Annotated in this window: 15 protein-coding genes; 14 read left to right on the forward strand and 1 reads right to left on the reverse strand. The window is 68.9% G+C overall.

From position 1 onward, the window contains the following. Nucleotides 1-3 precede the first annotated feature (3 nt). Entirely contained in the window at nucleotides 4-1,302 is a 1,299-nt protein-coding gene (locus BLQ43_RS03315; RefSeq protein ID WP_090018711.1) for an NCS2 family permease, read from the reverse strand. Nucleotides 1,303-1,370: 68 nt separating this feature from the next. On the opposite strand from BLQ43_RS03315, the gene BLQ43_RS03320 reads away from it, so the two are divergent. From BLQ43_RS03320 to rseP, 14 genes are all read left to right on the forward strand, one after another. Beyond that, entirely contained in the window at nucleotides 1,371-1,847 is a 477-nt protein-coding gene (locus BLQ43_RS03320) for a hypothetical protein (protein WP_090018712.1), read from the forward strand. A 124-nt stretch (nucleotides 1,848-1,971) separates the two neighbouring features. Beyond that, the gene (proS, locus tag BLQ43_RS03325) at nucleotides 1,972-3,294 is read left to right on the forward strand and encodes a proline--tRNA ligase (RefSeq protein WP_090018713.1); all 1,323 of its coding nucleotides are present in this window, start codon (nucleotides 1,972-1,974) and stop codon (nucleotides 3,292-3,294) included. A gap of 155 nt (nucleotides 3,295-3,449) precedes the next feature. Beyond that, entirely contained in the window at nucleotides 3,450-4,694 is a 1,245-nt protein-coding gene (locus tag BLQ43_RS03330; protein WP_090018714.1) for a lipoprotein-releasing ABC transporter permease subunit, read from the forward strand. Next, nucleotides 4,687-5,367: an ABC transporter ATP-binding protein gene (locus BLQ43_RS03335; RefSeq protein ID WP_090018715.1), complete on the forward strand. Its 681-nt coding sequence runs from the start codon at nucleotides 4,687-4,689 to the stop codon at nucleotides 5,365-5,367. Before BLQ43_RS03330 ends, BLQ43_RS03335 begins: the two co-directional genes overlap by 8 nt. 103 nt (nucleotides 5,368-5,470) lie before the next feature. Continuing rightward, complete coding sequence (locus BLQ43_RS03340; protein WP_090018716.1) at nucleotides 5,471-5,965, forward strand: hypothetical protein; 495 nt, start codon at nucleotides 5,471-5,473, stop codon at nucleotides 5,963-5,965. A gap of 224 nt (nucleotides 5,966-6,189) precedes the next feature. Further along, nucleotides 6,190-9,657, forward strand: a complete 3,468-nt coding sequence (dnaE, locus tag BLQ43_RS03345; RefSeq protein WP_090018717.1) for a DNA polymerase III subunit alpha — start codon at nucleotides 6,190-6,192, stop codon at nucleotides 9,655-9,657. Between the two features lie 212 nt (nucleotides 9,658-9,869). Continuing rightward, a complete protein-coding gene (rpsB, locus tag BLQ43_RS03350; RefSeq protein ID WP_090018718.1) occupies nucleotides 9,870-10,706 on the forward strand; it encodes a 30S ribosomal protein S2 in 837 nt (278 codons plus the stop codon). 55 nt (nucleotides 10,707-10,761) lie between these two features. Then, on the forward strand, nucleotides 10,762-11,673 hold the full coding sequence (tsf, locus tag BLQ43_RS03355; protein WP_090018719.1) for a translation elongation factor Ts: 912 nt from the start codon (nucleotides 10,762-10,764) through the stop codon (nucleotides 11,671-11,673). 145 nt (nucleotides 11,674-11,818) lie between these two features. Beyond that, nucleotides 11,819-12,568, forward strand: coding sequence for a UMP kinase (gene pyrH, locus BLQ43_RS03360; protein WP_090018720.1), 750 nt, complete (start codon nucleotides 11,819-11,821; stop codon nucleotides 12,566-12,568). A 35-nt stretch (nucleotides 12,569-12,603) separates the two neighbouring features. After that, nucleotides 12,604-13,125: a ribosome recycling factor gene (frr, locus tag BLQ43_RS03365; protein ID WP_437123470.1), complete on the forward strand. Its 522-nt coding sequence runs from the start codon at nucleotides 12,604-12,606 to the stop codon at nucleotides 13,123-13,125. A gap of 59 nt (nucleotides 13,126-13,184) precedes the next feature. Next, nucleotides 13,185-13,865, forward strand: a complete 681-nt coding sequence (gene uppS / locus BLQ43_RS03370; protein WP_245659432.1) for a polyprenyl diphosphate synthase — start codon at nucleotides 13,185-13,187, stop codon at nucleotides 13,863-13,865. Further along, complete coding sequence (locus tag BLQ43_RS03375) at nucleotides 13,789-14,670, forward strand: phosphatidate cytidylyltransferase (RefSeq protein WP_143006141.1); 882 nt, start codon at nucleotides 13,789-13,791, stop codon at nucleotides 14,668-14,670. The genes uppS and BLQ43_RS03375 overlap by 77 nt, the downstream gene beginning before the upstream one ends. After that, entirely contained in the window at nucleotides 14,667-15,887 is a 1,221-nt protein-coding gene (locus BLQ43_RS03380) for a 1-deoxy-D-xylulose-5-phosphate reductoisomerase (RefSeq protein ID WP_437123468.1), read from the forward strand. The genes BLQ43_RS03375 and BLQ43_RS03380 overlap by 4 nt, the downstream gene beginning before the upstream one ends. Nucleotides 15,888-15,920: 33 nt before the next feature. Beyond that, the gene (rseP, locus tag BLQ43_RS03385; protein WP_090018724.1) at nucleotides 15,921-17,021 is read left to right on the forward strand and encodes an RIP metalloprotease RseP; all 1,101 of its coding nucleotides are present in this window, start codon (nucleotides 15,921-15,923) and stop codon (nucleotides 17,019-17,021) included. Nucleotides 17,022-17,119: the final 98 nt, after the last annotated feature.

Below are 17,119 nucleotides of genomic sequence, written 5' to 3' on the forward strand. Positions count from 1 at the left end.
CCGTCATCCAAGTTCCAGGAAGGCGAAGCGCGCGGCGAAGAGCACCGCGATCAGCAGCACGGCCGGGGAGAGGTCGCGGAACCGCCCGGCCAGCAACTTCGCCGCCGCGTAGGTGACGAAGCCCAGCCCGATGCCGTCGGCAATCGAATAGGTCAGCGGCATCCCCAGCGCCGTCACCACGGCCGGGCCGTATTCCGTCGGCTCCTCCCATTCCATCTCGCCCAGGCCGCGGGCCATCAGGCAGGCCACGAACACCAGCGCCGGGGCCGTCGCGTAGCTCGGCACCGACTTTGCCAGCGGCGCCAGGAAGAGCGTCAGCAGGAAGAGCCCGCCGATGACCACGGCCGTCAGGCCCGTGCGCCCGCCGGCTTTGATCCCCGTCGCGCTCTCGATGTAGCTGGTCACCGTCGAGGTGCCGAGCGCCGCGCCCGCGACCGTGGCCGTGGAGTCCGCGATCAGCGCGCGCTTGAGGCGGGGCAGGGTGCCGTCGGGCGCCAGCAGCCCCGCGCGGTGCGACAGCCCGACGAGCGTGCCCGCGCTGTCGAAGAGGTCGACGAAGAGAAACGCGAAGATGATCGTGATCAGGCCGGCCTGAAACGCGCCCGCGATGTCCAGCTGGCCCAGCGTGGGCATGGGGTCCGGCGGCACGGCGGCGATGCCCTGAAAGGCCGAGAGGCCGAGCGTCAGGCCCACGGCGCTGATCCCCAGCATGCCGATGAGCACCGCGCCCGGCACGCCGCGCGCGTCCAGCGCGACCATGAGCGCGAAGCCCGCGCCCGCCAGGATCGTCGTCGCGGCCGTCAGGTCGCCGAGCGCGACCAGCGTGGCCTCGTCGTTGACCACCACGCCCGCGTTCTGGAGCCCGATCAGCCCCAGGAACAGCCCGATTCCGGCCGAGATCGCGACCTTCAGGTTGCGCGGGATGGCGTTGATGATCCATTCGCGCACGGGAAGGATCGACAGCACCAGGAAGATCACGCCGGAAACGAAGACCGCGCCCAGCGCCGTTTGCCAGGAAAAGCCCAGCCCGCCGACGACCGAATAGGCGAAGTAGGCGTTCAGGCCCATGCCCGGCGCCAGCCCGAAGGGATAGTTGGCGTACAGCCCCATGATCAACGCGCCGATCGCCGCCGCGACGCAGGTGGCGACGAAGACGGCGCCGAAGTCCATGCCCGCATCCGCCAGGATCGCCGGGTTCACCACGACGATGTAGGCCATCGTCAGGAAGGTGGTGGCCCCGCCGAGGAGTTCGCGCCGCACGGTCGTGCCGTTGGCGGAAAGGCCGAAGAAGCGGTCGAGCATGGCGGCTTCCCACGTTTGAACTGGGGTTCACGTTTGGCCTGGTCCGCGCGGGCGGAAAGGCGGTAGCCTTGGCGGCGATGCGGTACGAAGCGGCACTCCTGGCAGTCGGGCTCGTAGTCGCGCCGGCGCTCACGGACGCGGGCGAGCGCACGGTAACCGTGACGAAGGAAACCTGCGCGCAGCTTGTCAAGCACGACCCGGCGGCGGACGTCGCCTACGAGGGCGGGGTGGACGTCCACGGCAATGAGGTGACGCCCGCCGAGCTGGGCGGGGGCCACGACCTGAAGCTGCCGAAGACGATCACGATCCCGATCGAGGTCGAGCTGTTCGAAACGGGCACGCCCTCCGGCGAGGGCGAGGGGTCGGCCGACGGCCCCGCCGTGCCCGTGGAAGGCGCCGGCTTCACCGCCGATGCCGAGGTCGGCACGGTCGCCGTGGACCTCGAAACCGGCCGCGCGAGCTTCAACGGCCGCCCCATCACCAGCCGCGCGCAGCACGAGTTGGCCGAACGCTGCCAGGAGCGCTTCGGCACCGGCACGCCCTGACGCCGGCAGGCGCCGCCGCGGCATGGACAGCCCATACCCGCTTCCATAGAGTGCCCGCGCTCCCGCGCGCGGTGTAAGCCGCGCGTCGCACCCTCATGTTCCCGCTCGACGCCGAAGGTGTGCCATGCGCCTGTCGCAGTATTTCCTGCCCACGCTGAAGGAAACCCCCGCCGAGGCGCAGGTGGTTTCGCACCGCCTGATGCTGCGCGCCGGCATGATCCGCCAGGCGAGCGCCGGCATCTACAATTGGCTGCCCCTGGGCTATGCGGTGCTCAAGAACATCGAGCGGATCGTGCGCGAGGAGCAGGACCGCGTGGGCTCGCAGGAAGTGCTGATGCCCACGATCCAGTCCGCCGATCTGTGGCGTCAGTCGGGCCGGTACGAGGACTACGGCAAGGAGATGCTGCGCATCCGCGACCGGCACGACCGCGAGATGCTCTACGGCCCCACGCACGAGGAGCAGATCACCGAGATCTTCAAGCACGGCGCGAAGAGCTACCGCGACGTGCCGCAGAACCTCTACCAGATCCAGTGGAAGTTCCGCGACGAGATCCGCCCGCGCTTCGGCGTCATGCGCGGGCGCGAGTTCCTGATGAAGGACGGCTACTCCTTCGACATCGACTACGAAAGCGCCATGCGCGCCTATCGCCTGATGTTCGTGACCTATCTGCGCACCTTCGCGCGGATGGGACTTCAGGCGATCCCGGTCGAGGCCGAGACGGGGCCGATCGGCGGCAGCACCAGCCACGAGTTCTGCGTCCTCGCCGACACGGGCGAGACGGAGATCTACTGCCCGGACGATTTGCTGAAGTTCGACGTGCTCGGCAGCGTGCAGAACAGCGTCGAGGACTACGGCCAGATCTTCGACTACGTGACCTCGCAGTACTGCCGCACCGACGACCGGCACGAGCCCGAGGAATTCGACCGCATGGTGCCGGCTGAGAAACAGGTGCAGCGCCGCGGCATCGAGGTCGGCCACATCTTCTACTTCGGCACGAAGTACTCCGAGCCGCTGGACGCCACGATCTCCACGCGCGACGGCGAGACGGTGCCCGTGCACATGGGCTCCTACGGCATCGGCGTTTCGCGCGTCGTGGGCGCGATCATCGAGGCCTTCCACGACGACAGCGGCATCGTCTGGCCGGAGCCCGTGGCGCCCTTCACGGTCGGGCTGATCAACGTGAAGCCGTCGGACGAGAGTTGTACCCAGGCCGCCGAGGACTTGGAGCGCCGCCTGCAGGAGGCGGGCGTTTCCGTGCTGCACGACGACACGCCCGAGAGCGCCGGCGCCAAATTCGCGCAGATGGATCTGATCGGCCTGCCGTGGCAGGTGATCGTCGGGCCCAAGGGCGTAAAGAGCGGCCACGTGGAGTTGAAGCACCGCGCCACCGGCGAGCGCCAGGACGTCTCGCCCGACAGCGTGGTCGGCAAGCTCGCCGTTGCGTAAGGCGATGAAGAAGGTCGCCCCAACCCCCTCTATGGTCTCCCCCTTCCCCACGGAAGGGGAAGGGGGAGACGGGCTGCGCGCATCAGCGCGCAGACCAGAGGGGGATGGGGCTTTTCCGGCCCACCAATATCTCGTCGACGCGTTGGCGTAACCCCATGATCTTCGGCGCCTTCGAGCGCACGGTGGCGTTCCGCTACCTGCGCGCCCGCCGCCAGGAAGGCTTCGTCTCCGTGATCGCGGGCTTTTCGCTCGTGGGCATCGCGCTGGGCGTGGCGACGCTCATCATCGTCATGGCGGTGATGAACGGCTTCCGCGCCGACCTGCTCGACCGCATCCTGGGCGTGCAGGGCCACGTCACCGTCTACCCGGCCGGCGACACCATTTCGGACTACCGCACGCTCGCGGAGCGGCTGCGCGGGCTGGACGGCGTGACGCGCGTGCACCCCCAGGTCCACGGCGACATCATGGCGACCCACGACGGTCAGGCCACGGGCGCCGTGGTGCGCGGCATGACGCGGGACAACCTCGAAGAGCGCCCGCTGATCGCCGGCAACGTCGTGCGCGGCAACCTCGACGCGTTCGAGGGACGCGGCGCGCTGGTCGGCAGCGATCTCGCGCGCAGCCTCCGGCTGGGCGAGGGGGGTCAGATCACGCTCGTCAGCCCGCGCGGCGAAACCACGGTGATGGGCACAGTGCCGCGCGTGAAGAGCTTCCGCGTCGGCGGGCTCTTCGACGTGGGCATGTACGAATACGACAGCCGCTTCATCTACATGCCGCTGGACGCAGCGCAAAAGTTCTTCAAGACGGGCGAGGGCGTGAACGCCATCGAGGTGTTCGTCCGCAATCCCGATGAGGTCGCGGCGGCGCGGCGGGACATCGTGCGCACGCTCGGCGCCGGCTATCACGTCGTCGATTGGAAGCGGGCGAACGCCAGCTTCTTCAACGCGATCGAGGTCGAGCGCAACGTGATGTTCCTCATCCTCACGCTCATCATCCTCGTCGCCGCGTTCAACATCATCTCCGGCCAGATCATGCTGGTGAAGGACAAGGGCGCGGACATCGCCATCCTGCGCACGATGGGCGCCACGCGCGGGATGGTCATGCGCATCTTCATGCTATCGGGCGCGAGCATCGGGGTGATCGGCACCGCCGTCGGCTTCGGCCTCGGCCTGGCGTTCGCCAAGAACATCGAAACCATCCGGCAGTGGCTGGAGGGGCTGACCGGCGCCAAGCTGTTCGCGGAGGAGATCTACTTCCTCTCCAACCTGCCGGCGAAGGTGGACAGCGGCGAGACGGCGGCCGTCGTCGTCATGGCGCTGGCGCTCTCGCTGCTGGCGACGGTCTATCCCGCCTGGCGCGCCGCGCGGCTCGATCCGGTCGAGGCCCTGCGCTATGAGTGAGCCCGCGCTGCACATCGATGGGGTGCACAAGGAGTTCCGGCAAGGCGAGAACCGCCTGACGGTGCTGGATGACGCCGCGCTCACGGTCCAGCCGGGGGAGTTCGTCGCCCTCGTGGGGCCGTCCGGCTCGGGCAAATCCACGCTGATGCACATCGCCGGGCTGCTGGAACGCCCCGACACCGGGCGCATCCGCATCGCCGGCGCGGACGGTTCGCAGCTCAACGACGGCGCGCGCACCCGCCTGCGCCGCACCGCGCTCGGCTTCGTCTACCAGCATCACCACCTGCTGCCCGAGTTTTCGGCGGCCGAGAACCTGATCCTGCCGCAGATGATCGCGGGCAGCGGCCGGCGCGAGGCGCGGTCGCGGGCACTCGAGTTGCTGGAGCAGGTCGGACTGAGCGAGCGCGCCGATCACCGCCCGGCGCGCCTCTCGGGCGGCGAGGCGCAGCGGGTCGCCATCGCGCGCGCCCTTGTCAACCGGCCGGACCTGCTGCTGGCCGACGAGCCCACGGGGAACCTCGATCCCCACACCTCCGACCGCGTGTTCGATCTGCTCCAAGGGCTTGCGCGCGATGCGGGCCTGGCGGCCCTGGTGGCGACGCACAACTTCGACCTCGCCGCGCGCATGGACCGCACGCTGCGCATCGTCGACGGGCACGTCTCGCCGGCCTAGCCGGCGTGCTGCACGCATCGCGTCAGTCGCCTCGGGTTTCCTTGAAATTCGTGATGGGTCGCGTACGACTCGGGCCGGGATCGGACCTAAGCAGGAGGCCGCGATGTCCGTCCGGTGGCTGGTCATGGGCCTAGCCGCGGCCGTGGTTCTGACGGGCGCGCGGGTGCACGCGGCGGAGCCCATCGAGGTCGACAAGACCTACACCCACATCCCGACGCTGGGCGAAAGCAAGGTCGCCGTGGGCGCGGTCTACCAGTGCCGCTGGGGCCTGATCGCGGGCACGCGGGACTGGGGTTGCTGGTACCACGCGGTGCCGAGCGACGCCGCATCGTTCGACAATAGTGCCTTCGAGATCATCCTCAGCAAGGACGTGAAGCCGGACGACCGCGGCGACAGCACGGCCGAGGTCGTGGCGATCGAGATGAACCTGACGCAGGTGCCTCGGCGCGCGGCGCTCAAGATGGGCAAGATGTTCGGCTTCACCCCGGATCAGGTGCGCGAGGTCATCGTCCACGGCACCCGCATCGTCAACGGCCACCGCATGCGCCTCACGCGCGGCGGCGGGGCGCTCCAGATCCGCGAGATGACGTACCGCTAGAGCGGATCGGCGTAAAACGGAACCACGTGCGCGGTTCCGTTTTATCGTGCGTGAAGCGGCCGACAGGCCGGTGAGCGCCGCAGGCGCTGAAACTGCTCCCACCGGAAAAACAGGCGCTTATCCAGAGGCTTCCGGCTCGGTCAGCAAACATGATGTCATGCGCTAGCCACTCGCCGGCGCATCCCTGTTGTGTGGACTCGGGGGCCGGGGCCACGGTCCCGGCCATGAGCCACGCGGATTTCGTCCACCTGCGCGTTCACTCGGCGTATTCCCTGTCCGAGGGCGCCATCAAGGTCCCCGAGTTGGTCGAGCTGTGCCGTCAGCACGGCATGCCGGCCGTCGCCATGACGGACACCAACAACCTCTTCGGTGTTCTGGAATTCGCCCAGACCGCCAAGAAGCAGGGCGTGCAGCCGGTCGTGGGCTGCCAGCTCGCGGTCGCGCGCCCCGAGGGCAGCGCCCGCAACGGCACCGGCGCCGACGCCGCGCCCGACCAGCTCGTGCTGCTGGTGCAGGACGAAACCGGCTATCAGAACCTGATCCATCTGGTCAGCCGCGCCTTCCTGGAAACGCCCAGCGGGGAGACGCCGCACATCTCCTGGGACAAGCTCGCGGCGAACGCCGAGGGGCTGCTGTGCCTCTCGGGCGGGCCGAGCGGGCCCGTCGGCCGCCTGCTGGCGGAGAACAAGGACGAGCAGGCGCGCGAGAGCCTGGAGCGCCTGATCGGGATCTTTCCCGGCCGCCTCTACGTCGAGGTCCAGCGCCACGGCCTCGCCACGGAAGAGGCGATCGAGGACCGCATGGTCCAGCTCGCCTACGACACCGAGGTGCCGCTCGTCGCGACGAACGAGGCCTTCTTCCCGGACGAGGGCATGCACGAGGCCCACGAGGCGCTGCTGTGCATCGCCGAGGGCGCGTACCTCAGCCAGGACAACCGGCGCAAGCTCACCCCCGATCACGGCTTCAAGCCGGCCGGCGCCATGCGCCAGCTGTTCGAGGACCTGCCGGAGGCCGTGGACAACACCCTCGTGGTGGCGCAGCGTTGCCACCACTTCCCCGAGCCCATCGATCCCATGCTGCCCAGCGCCATCGGCGACGGGCGCAGCGAGATCGAGGTGCTGCGCGAGACGGCCGAGCAGGGCCTGCGCGACCGCCTGGAAACCCACGTCTACACCGCGGACATGGACGCGGACGCGCGCGAGCGCGCGGCGGAGCCGTACTGGCACCGGCTGCAGCACGAGCTCGACGTCATCGAGAACATGGGCTTTCCGGGCTACTTCCTGATCGTCGCCGACTTCATCCAGTGGGCGAAGAACCGGGATATTCCCGTGGGGCCGGGGCGCGGCTCCGGCGCGGGCTCGCTGGTGGCCTGGGCGCTCTTGATCACGGATCTGGACCCGCTCGCCTGGAACCTCCTGTTCGAGCGGTTCATGAACCCCGAACGCGTCAACATGCCGGACTTCGACGTGGACTTCTGTCAGGACCGGCGTGACGAGGTGATCGCCTACGTTCAGGAGAAGTACGGCCACGAGCACGTCGCCCAGATCATCACCTTCGGAAAGCTCCAGGCGCGCGCCGCGCTGCGCGACGTGGGCCGCGTGCTGGAGATGCCGTTCGGGCAGGTGGACCGCATCTGCAAGCTGGTGCCGCAGAGCCCGGCCAATCCGGTCACGCTGCAGGAGGCCATCGACAGCGAGCCGCAGCTTCAGGAATGGCGCGACAGCGACGAGCAGGTGCGCCGGCTGATCGACATCGCGCTCAAGCTGGAGGGGCTGTACCGCCACGCCTCCACCCACGCCGCCGGTGTGGTCATTGGCGACCGGCCGCTGGACGCGCTGATCCCGCTGTACCGCGATCCGCGCGCCGACATGCCGGTGACGCAGTTCAACATGAAGGACGTCGAGAAGGCCGGCCTGGTCAAGTTCGACTTCCTGGGCCTCAAGACGCTGTCCGTCATGGCGCGCGCGTGCGCGCTGCTCGCCGAGCGCGGGATCGAGCTGAACCTCTCCACCATCCCGCTCGACGACGAAGCCACCTACGCCATGATCGCCCGCGGCGAGACGGTGGGCGTCTTCCAGCTTGAATCGGGCGGCATGCGCGACGTGCTGCGCCGCCTGCGCCCCGACCGCTTCGAGGAGATGATCGCCGTCGTCGCCCTCTACCGGCCGGGGCCGATGGACAACATCCCCTCCTTCATCTCGCGCAAGCACGGCGAGGAGGAGATCGACTACCTGCACCCCAACCTGGAGGGGATCCTGAAGGAAACCTTCGGGATCATGATCTACCAGGAGCAGGTGATGCAGGCGGCCCAGGAGCTTGCGGGCTACTCCCTGGGCGCCGCCGATCTGCTGCGGCGCGCCATGGGCAAGAAGATCCAGTCCGAAATGGACGCCCAGCGCGAGAAGTTCGTCGAGGGCGCGGTGGAACGCGGCGTCGACCGCAGCCAGGCGGACCGCATCTTCGATCAGGTCGCCAAGTTCGCCGGCTACGGCTTCAACAAGAGCCACGCCGCCGCCTACGCCATGATCGCCTACCAGACCGGGTTCCTGAAGGCGAACTACCCGGTGGAGTTCATGGCGGCCTTGATGACCTACGACATGGTCAGCACGGAAAAGCTCGACGTCTTCCGCCAGGAGCTGGAGCGCCTGGGCATTCCGCTGCTGCCGCCGGACATCAACCGCTCCGAGGCGGACTTCAGCGTCGAGGTCATGGCCGACGGCACGCGCGCCATCCGCTACGCGCTGGGTGCCCTGCGCAACGTCGGGCACGCCGCGATGAGGACGCTGGTGGCCGAGCGCGAGGCCAACGGCGCCTTCGCCGACCTGACCGATCTTGCCTCGCGCCTGGACACCAAGCTGGTCAACAAGAAGCAGATGGAGATGCTGGCCTGTGCCGGCGCGTTCGACTCCCTCTGCGGCAACCGGCAACAGGTCTACAAGGGCGCCGACACCCTGGTCCGCCATGCCGCGGCGGCGAGCGACGCGCGCCACGACTCCCAGGTCAGCCTGTTCGGCGAGGGGCCGGCCAGCGCCCCGCGCGTGGAGCTTCCCGAGGTTCCTGACTGGCCGACCATGGACCGGCTGCGCCACGAGCACGAGGCCATCGGCTTCTACCTCTCGGCGCACCCGATGGACGCCTACGGCCGCAGCCTGGAGCGCCTGGGCGTCACGCGCTTCGCCGACCTGCCGCGCGCCATGCGCCGCGATCCGGGGCGCAAGAAGATCGCCGGCATGGTCGTGGGCAAGCAGGAGCGCCGCGCCAAGAACAGCGGCAACAAGTTCGCGTTCGTCCAGGTGTCCGACAAGACGGGCATCAAGGAGATCGTCATCTTCTCCGAAGCCCTGGCGCAGGCGCGCGAGCTGCTGGTGGTGGGCCAGCCCGTGCTGATGACCGTGGAGGTGCGCCAGGATTCCGAGGAGCTGCGCCTGTCCGCTGTCGAGGTCACGGACCTCGACCACGCGGTGGCCGAGGCCGCCGCGGGGCTGCGGGTGCACTTGCGCGATTCCGGCGCGCTCACCCAGCTCAAGAGCGTGCTCGACCGCGATCAGAAGGGCCGGGGGCGCGTGTCCGTCGTCGTCGACCTGGACGACGGGCGCGAGGTGGAGATGAAACTGCCCGGCGGCTACCGCCTGACGGCGGCGGCGCGGCAGGCGCTCAAGGGGGTTGCGGGGGTCGAGCTGGAGGACGTTTAACCCTCCCGAGCTAGGGCCTCGCCCGACCGTTTCACCCGGTGTGAGTCCACCCCGGCCAACGGCCTTGCGTTCCGGGGCGACAGGGCGTATTCCCCGCGTGAACCCGAAATCCCACACGCGGGCCAGCCCGGCGGCGATGCCGGGGCGTCCGGTGTCCGCGCGCGGCGCGGATTCCCGGCCCGCGGAGGTCCAACCGGAGAGACGAGGTTAAGATGGCGCTCCCGACCTTCACGATGCGCCAGCTGCTGGAGGCTGGCGTCCACTTCGGCCACACCACCCGCCGCTGGAACCCGATGATGTCGCCGTACCTCTACGGCGAGCGCAACGGCATCCACATCATCGATCTCCAGCAGACCGTTCCGCAGCTTTCGCGCGCGCTCGAGTTCATCCGCGGCACCGTCGCCAACGGCGGCCGCGTGCTCATGGTGGGCACGAAGCGCCAGGCCAGCGAGTACGTGGCGGAAGCGGCCACGCGCTGCGGCCAGTACTACGTCAACCACCGCTGGCTCGGTGGCATGCTGACCAACTGGCGCACGATCAGCCACTCCATCAAGCGCCTGCGCCAGCTGGAAGAGATTCTGGAAGAGGGCGGCACCGGCCTGACGAAGAAGGAGACGCTCAACCTTCGCCGCGAGCGCGACAAGCTCGACCGCGCGCTCGGCGGCATCAAGGACATGGGCGGCCTGCCGGACGTCATGTTCGTGATCGACACGAACAAGGAGCATCTCGCCATCAAGGAGGCGCAGAAGCTCGGCATCCCGGTCGTCGCGGTGCTGGATTCCAACTCCAACCCGAAGGGTGTGGATTACCCCATCCCGGGCAATGACGACGCCATTCGCGCGGTCAATATGTACTGTCAGCTGGTTGCGGACGCCGTGCTCGACGGCATCCAGGCCGAGCTGTCCGCCACCGGCGCCGACCTCGGCGAGTCCGAGGAAGCCGGCGAGCAGGTTCCGGACACCGACGACGAGACGGACGCGGCCGACGAGGCCGCCGCGTCCGCCGGCGAGGGCGAGTCCGCCGAGAGCGCCGAGGCGAGCAACGCCTGATCGGCCGCGCTGAGACACCTGAGGGACGACGAGGACAACGAGGGGACGACGAACCATGGCTGATGTCAGCGCGGCGCTGGTCAAGCAACTTCGCGAGCGAACCGGCGCCGGGATGATGGACTGCAAGAAGGCCCTGGCGGATACCGAGGGCGACATCGAGGCAGCCGTCGACTGGCTGCGTCAGAAGGGCCTGTCGCAGGCGGCCAAGAAGGCGGGCCGCACGGCGGCGGACGGCCTCATCGGCGTGCACACGGCGGGCACCAGCGGCGCCATCGTCGAGGTCAACGCCGAGACCGACTTCGTGGCCCGCAACGAGACCTTCCAGGACTTCGTGGGCAAGGTGACCGAGCTGGCCCTGAGCGCCGGCGGCGACCTGGAGACGCTCAAGCAGACGATTTACCCGGAGACCGGGCGGACGGTCGAGGAAGAGCTCACCCAGACCATCGCCACGATCGGCGAGAACATGAAGCTCTCGCGCTCGGCTGCCCTGTCGGTCGATCGCGGCGCGGTTTCCGCCTACGTGCACAACCAGCTCGCGCCCAACCTGGGCAAGATCGGGGTGCTCGTGGCGCTGGAGGCCGACGTCGAGTCCGAGAAGCTGGAAGGGCTGGCGAAGCAGCTGGCCATGCACGTGGCGGCGGCCCAGCCGAACGCCGTGAGCCAGGCGGACATCGACCCGGCCGTTGTGGAGCGTGAGCGCCGCGTGCTGGAGCAGCAGGCGCGCGATAGCGGCAAGCCCGAGAACATCATCGAGAAGATGGTCGAGGGCCGGCTGCGCAAGTTCTACGAGGAAATCGCGCTCTTGGACCAGCTCTTCGTCGTCGACGGCGAGAGCCGCGTCCGCGACGTAATCAAGAAGGCCAGCGACGACCTCGGCACCGAGGTGAAGGTCGCCGGCTTCGTGCGTTTCTCGCTGGGCGAGGGCGCCGAGAGCGAAAGCGAGGAAGAGTCCGCCGCGAGCGCGTAACACGCGTCTCGCGCGAGCGATCCGCCCATCCGCCGGCCCCGGTGCCGGCGGATGGGTTTCATCGCTTCGAGCCGGCCGGGTGACGGCCGGCGACCGTGAATCGCGCGGTTCCGGCCGCGCCGCGCGTCGGAGAGTGGGGGACTGGATGGCCGGCTGCCCGGTTTACACGCGCGTCCTGCTCAAGATCTCCGGCGAATCCCTCATGGGCGACGAGCCGTACGGCCTCAGCGCCGACGCCGTGAGCCGTATCGCTCATGACGTGAAGGCCGCACACGACCTGGGCGTACAGGTTTGCCTCGTGGTGGGCGGCGGCAACATCTTCCGCGGCATGGCCGCCGCTGCGGGCGGCATGGAGCGCGCCACCGCCGACTACATGGGCATGCTGGCCACGGTCATGAACGCGCTGGCCATGCAGAACGCCCTGGAAGACCTCGGCGTGGCAACACGCGTTCAGTCCGCCATCCCCATGGACACGGTGTCCGAGCCGTACATCCGGCGCCGCGCATTGCGGCACATGGAAAAGAACCGGGTGGTGATCTTCGCGGCCGGCACCGGCAACCCCTTCTTCACGACCGACAGCGCCGCGGCGTTGCGCGCTTCGGAAATGGGCTGCCAGGCGCTGTTCAAGGGCACGAAGGTCGATGGCGTGTACAGCGCGGACCCGGCGCGCGAGGCGCACGCCGTGCGCTACCGGCGGCTGACCTTCATGGACGTGCTCACCCAGGACCTGGGTGTGATGGATCATTCGGCCATTTCGCTGGCGCGGGAAAACCACATTCCCATTATCGTTTTTTCCATTGCACGTGCCGGTGGCTTTCCCGACATCCTGCAGGGCGACGGCTACTACACCATCGTCGACGGCGACCACGAAGCGGAACAGAGGGGCCAACCGTGAGCGAGGAAGCAGACTTCGACGACATCCAACGCCGGATGGACGGCGCTGTGGAAACGCTCAAGCGCGAGTTCAAGGGCCTGCGTACCGGCCGGGCGCACGCCGGGCTGCTGGAGCCCGTGACGGTCAAGGCCTACGGCACGGAGATGCCCATCAACCAGGTCGGCACCATCAGCGTGCCCGAGCCGCGCATGCTCTCGGTGATGGTGTGGGATCGCTCGATTGTGACGAACGTGGAGAAGGGCATCCGCGATTCCGGGCTGGGCCTCAACCCGCAGACCGAGGGGCAGACGATCCGCGTGCCCATTCCCGAGCTCAGCCAGGAACGACGTCAAGAACTCTCCAAGATTGCGAGCAAGTATGCCGAGCAGGCGCGGGTGGCGATCCGCAACGTCCGCCGCGAGGGCATGGACGCGCTGAAGAAGCAGCAGAAGTCCGGCGAGCTGTCGGAGGACGAGGCCAAGCGCGCCAGCGACAAGCTCCAGAAGATGACGGACGACCACATCAAGCAGGTCGACGACCTTCTGGAGACCAAGGAAAACGAGATCATGCAGGTCTGACGATGTCGGCAGGCGGCGTCCGGTCGCCAGGGTCCGTCCCGCGGCACCTCGCCATTATCATGGACGGCAACGGCCGGTGGGCGCGGGCGCGCGGACTTCCGCGAACGGCCGGGCACCGCCAGGGCGCTGAGGCGCTGCGCGAAGCGGTGGAGGGCGCTGCCGAGCACGGCATCCAGCACCTGACGGTGTTCGGATTCTCAGCCGAGAACTGGCGGCGGCCGGCGGCCGAGATCGACGAGCTGATGCGGCTGCTGCGCCGCTATCTGCGGGCGGAGATCGATGAACTCCACCGCAACGACGTGCGCATGCGGGTCATCGGCGACCGTACCCGGCTGTCGCGCGACATCGTCGACCTCATCGCGGAGGGTGAGCGGCAGACTGCGAGCAACACGCGGCTGACGCTCACGGTGGCCATCAACTATGGCGGGCGGCAGGAAATCGTGGGCGCCGCGCGGCGGTTGGCGGAACGTGCCGCGGCCAGCGAGATCGATCCCGCCGCCATCGACGAGACGGTGTTCGCCCACGAGCTGTTCGCCCCGGACGTGCCCGATCCTGACGTGGTGCTGCGCACCAGCGGGGAGAAGCGCTTGAGCAATTTCCTGCTTTGGCAGTGCGCGTACAGCGAGCTGATGTTCCTGGACAAGCTGTGGCCCGATTTCACGCGTGACGACATCGCCCGCATCATCGACGATTTCCGCCAGCGCGACCGACGGTATGGCGCAACCCTCGAAACCCGCTAAATCCGGCTCGCTGCGCAAGCGCGTGATCAGCGGCGTCGTCCTGGCGCCGCTCGTGCTGCTCGTCATCTATGCGGGGCCGCTGCCCACCGCCGCGTTGGTGCTGTTGGCTGCGATGGCAATGGCCGGCGAACTCACCGACACCGCCGGCGGGGCGGATCGCCCGGTGGCGGTGCCGATAGCCGTAGCCGCGATCTCCCTGGTCGTCATCTTCGCGGTTACGACCACTTGGCCGGCCGTGTTCGTCGTTGCCGCTGCGGGGGGCGCGCTTGCGGGGCTCATCCTGCGGGGGCGTGCCGGGCTGGTTACGGCATCGGCTTTCGCCTACGTGGCCATCGCCTGTGCGGCGGCGATCTGGCTGCGCCAGCACCCGGATATCGGCGGCGCGCTCCTGATCTGGCTGCTGGTGCTGGTCTGGGCCACGGACGTCGGCGCCTTCGTCGCCGGGCGCGCGCTCGGCGGGTGGCGCCTGGCGCCGCATCTGAGTCCCAACAAGACGTGGGCGGGCCTGCTCGGCGGCATGGGCGGTGCGGCCGTGCTGTCCGCCGCGTCGGTGGCGGCTTTCCCCGTGCTGGGGGAGGTGCCTTGGCTGACGAGTCTTCCGGCGGCGGCCGCGATGGGCGCCGGTCTGGCCGTCGTGGAGCAGGGCGGGGATTTGCTGGAGTCCGCGTGGAAGCGCTACTTTCACGTCAAGGATTCCGGGGTCGTCATTCCGGGCCACGGCGGAATCCTCGACCGTACGGACGGTTTGCTGGCGGTCATCCTGGCGGTGGCCGCACTCCACCTTCTGCTGGGGACTCAGGCATGACGCAGCCGGATGAGCAGGACGCCTCCACCGCGATGCCGAGCGAGTGGAACGAACCGCGGACCATTTCGGTGCTGGGCGCAACGGGGTCGATCGGCAGCAGCACGCTCGATCTGGTGCGCCGCCATCCGGAAGCCTTTCGCGTCGAGGCCCTGACCGCCGGCGGCAACGTCGAGCAGCTTGCAGCGCTGGCGCGCGAGTTCGGCGCCCGCTATGCCGCCGTCGCCGATCCCGACCGCTACGCGGCGCTCAAGGAGGCGCTGGCGGACACGGACATCGCCGTGGGCGCGGGGGATCAAGCGCTCGTGGAGGCGGCGGACCGCCCCGCCGAGTGGGTGATGGCGGCCATCGTCGGGTCGGCGGGGCTCGCGCCGGCGCTTGCCGCGATCCGGCGCGGGGTGACGGTCGCGCTGGCGAACAAGGAGACGCTGGTGTGCGCCGGGGAGCTGGTGATGAACGAGGTCGCCCGCCACGGGGCCACGTTGCTGCCCGTCGACTCCGAGCACAACGCCATTTTTCAGGTGTTGGACGGGGAGCGCCGGTCGGACGTCAGCCGCCTCATCCTCACGGCCTCGGGCGGGCCCTTCCGGCAGACCTCGCGCGAGGTCCTGGAACGCGCCACGCCGGAGCAGGCCGTCGCCCATCCCAACTGGTCGATGGGCGCCAAGATCTCCGTGGATTCCGCCACGATGATGAACAAGGGGCTGGAGCTGATCGAGGCCCACCACCTCTTCCAGATTCCCGAAGAGCGCATCGACGTGCTCGTCCATCCACAGTCGATCATCCACAGCATGGTGGCCTACCGGGACGGCTCCACGCTGGCGCAGCTGGGGCTGCCGGACATGCGCACGCCCATCGCGCACACCCTGGCCTGGCCGGGCCGCATGGCCGGGCCGGTGGAGCATGCGGACCTCGCGAGCATCGGCCAGCTCACCTTCGAGGCCCCCGACGACGCGCGCTTTCCCGCGCTTGGCCTGGCGCGCGAGGCATTGCGCCGCGCCGGCCGCGCCCCAACTATGTTGAATGCGGCCAACGAAGTGGCCGTTCAAGCGTTCCTCGACGGCGAGATCGGCTTCCTGGGCGTTCCCGAGACCGTCGAAGCGGTGCTCGATCGGTGCGGCATCGGGCCCATCGCCGGGCTGGACGACGTCGAGGAGGCGGACCGCGAAGCCCGGGCGTTGACCCGGTCCCTGGCGCGCCGCGCGCGGGCGTCCGCCTGATCCGCTTCACCGACGCTTCGCGGGGCTACCGGCATGGACATTCTCGGCAACTACCTCATCCCCTTCCTGATCGTGCTGACGGTCCTCGTGTTCGTGCACGAGTTCGGCCACTACTGGGTCGCCCGGCGCGTGGGCGTTCGGGTGGAAACCTTCTCCATCGGCTTCGGGCCGGAGATCGTGGGCATCACGGATCGGGCGGGGACCCGCTGGAAGTTCAGCGCCGTGCCGCTCGGCGGCTACGTGAAGATGTTCGGGGATGCCAACGCCTCCAGCCAGCCGGATGCGGAGCGCGAGTTCACCGCGGACGAGCGCAAGGTCGCGTTCCCCTTCAAGCGCCTGCATCAGCGCGCAGCCGTCGTCGCCGCAGGGCCGATCGCGAACTTTGTCTTCGCTGTGGTGGCGCTGGGCGCTGTCTTCGCGCTGCACGGGCAGCCCTACACCCCGGCCGTGGTCGGTGAGGTCCAGGAGGGCAGCGCCGCCGCGCAGGCCGGCGTCCAGGCGGGCGACCGCTTCGTCGCGATCGACGGCACGGAGATCGAGCGCTTCGAGGACGTCCAGCGCATCGTGCGCCTGAACCCCGACGACCAACTGCGCATCGTGGTCCAGCGCGAGGGCGAGCGCGTGCCCCTTCAGGTCACCCCCGAGACGCGGACGGTCGAGGATCGGTTCGGCAACACCCACACGATCGGCCTGCTCGGCGTCACCGGCTCCGAAGTGGCCTACAAGCGCTACGATCCGGCGTCCGCCGTGTGGGAGGCCGGCCAGCAGACCGTGCGAATCACGGGCGCAACACTTCAGGCCGTCGGCCAGATCATCGTGGGAGAGCGCAGCGCCGACCAGCTCGGCGGGCCCGTGAAGATCGCCCAGATGTCGGGCGAGGTGGCGGACACCGGCCTCACCAACCTCGTGTGGTTCATGGCCGTGCTCTCGATCAATCTGGGGCTGGTGAACCTCTTCCCCATTCCGATGCTGGATGGTGGCCACCTGCTGTTCTACGCGATCGAGGCGGTGCGCGGGCGGCCGCTCGGGGAGCGGGCGCAAGAATACGGTTTCCGTATCGGTCTCGCTTTGGTATTGACCCTTCTGGTCTTCGTGACCTGGAACGACCTGGTTCAGCTGACCTCGTTCGGCTGACGCGGAACCCCCGCCCGGGTCGCTTGTCACCCGATCTAGCTGCACAGCACGGCGAGACGGAACAGTGGTGCTCGGCCGGCGACTCGCTGCACGCGTCG

Source organism: Limimonas halophila (assembly GCF_900100655.1).
In the GTDB taxonomy this organism is placed as follows: domain Bacteria; phylum Pseudomonadota; class Alphaproteobacteria; order Kiloniellales; family Rhodovibrionaceae; genus Limimonas; species Limimonas halophila.

Bases quoted from the DNA above. Each gene is read 5' to 3' on its own strand.
- BLQ43_RS03315 (WP_090018711.1), bottom strand. From the start codon at position 1,302: ATGCTCGACCGCTTCTTCGGCCTTTCCGCCAACGGCACGACCGTGCGG.
- proS (WP_090018713.1), top strand. From the start codon at position 1,972: ATGCGCCTGTCGCAGTATTTCCTGCCCACGCTGAAGGAAACCCCCGCC.
- BLQ43_RS03330 (WP_090018714.1), top strand. From the start codon at position 3,450: ATGATCTTCGGCGCCTTCGAGCGCACGGTGGCGTTCCGCTACCTGCGC.
- BLQ43_RS03335 (WP_090018715.1), top strand. From the start codon at position 4,687: ATGAGTGAGCCCGCGCTGCACATCGATGGGGTGCACAAGGAGTTCCGG.
- BLQ43_RS03340 (WP_090018716.1), top strand. From the start codon at position 5,471: ATGTCCGTCCGGTGGCTGGTCATGGGCCTAGCCGCGGCCGTGGTTCTG.
- dnaE (WP_090018717.1), top strand. From the start codon at position 6,190: ATGAGCCACGCGGATTTCGTCCACCTGCGCGTTCACTCGGCGTATTCC.
- rpsB (WP_090018718.1), top strand. From the start codon at position 9,870: ATGGCGCTCCCGACCTTCACGATGCGCCAGCTGCTGGAGGCTGGCGTC.
- tsf (WP_090018719.1), top strand. From the start codon at position 10,762: ATGGCTGATGTCAGCGCGGCGCTGGTCAAGCAACTTCGCGAGCGAACC.
- pyrH (WP_090018720.1), top strand. From the start codon at position 11,819: ATGGCCGGCTGCCCGGTTTACACGCGCGTCCTGCTCAAGATCTCCGGC.
- frr (WP_437123470.1), top strand. From the start codon at position 12,604: ATGGACGGCGCTGTGGAAACGCTCAAGCGCGAGTTCAAGGGCCTGCGT.
- uppS (WP_245659432.1), top strand. From the start codon at position 13,185: ATGGACGGCAACGGCCGGTGGGCGCGGGCGCGCGGACTTCCGCGAACG.
- BLQ43_RS03380 (WP_437123468.1), top strand. From the start codon at position 14,667: ATGACGCAGCCGGATGAGCAGGACGCCTCCACCGCGATGCCGAGCGAG.
- rseP (WP_090018724.1), top strand. From the start codon at position 15,921: ATGGACATTCTCGGCAACTACCTCATCCCCTTCCTGATCGTGCTGACG.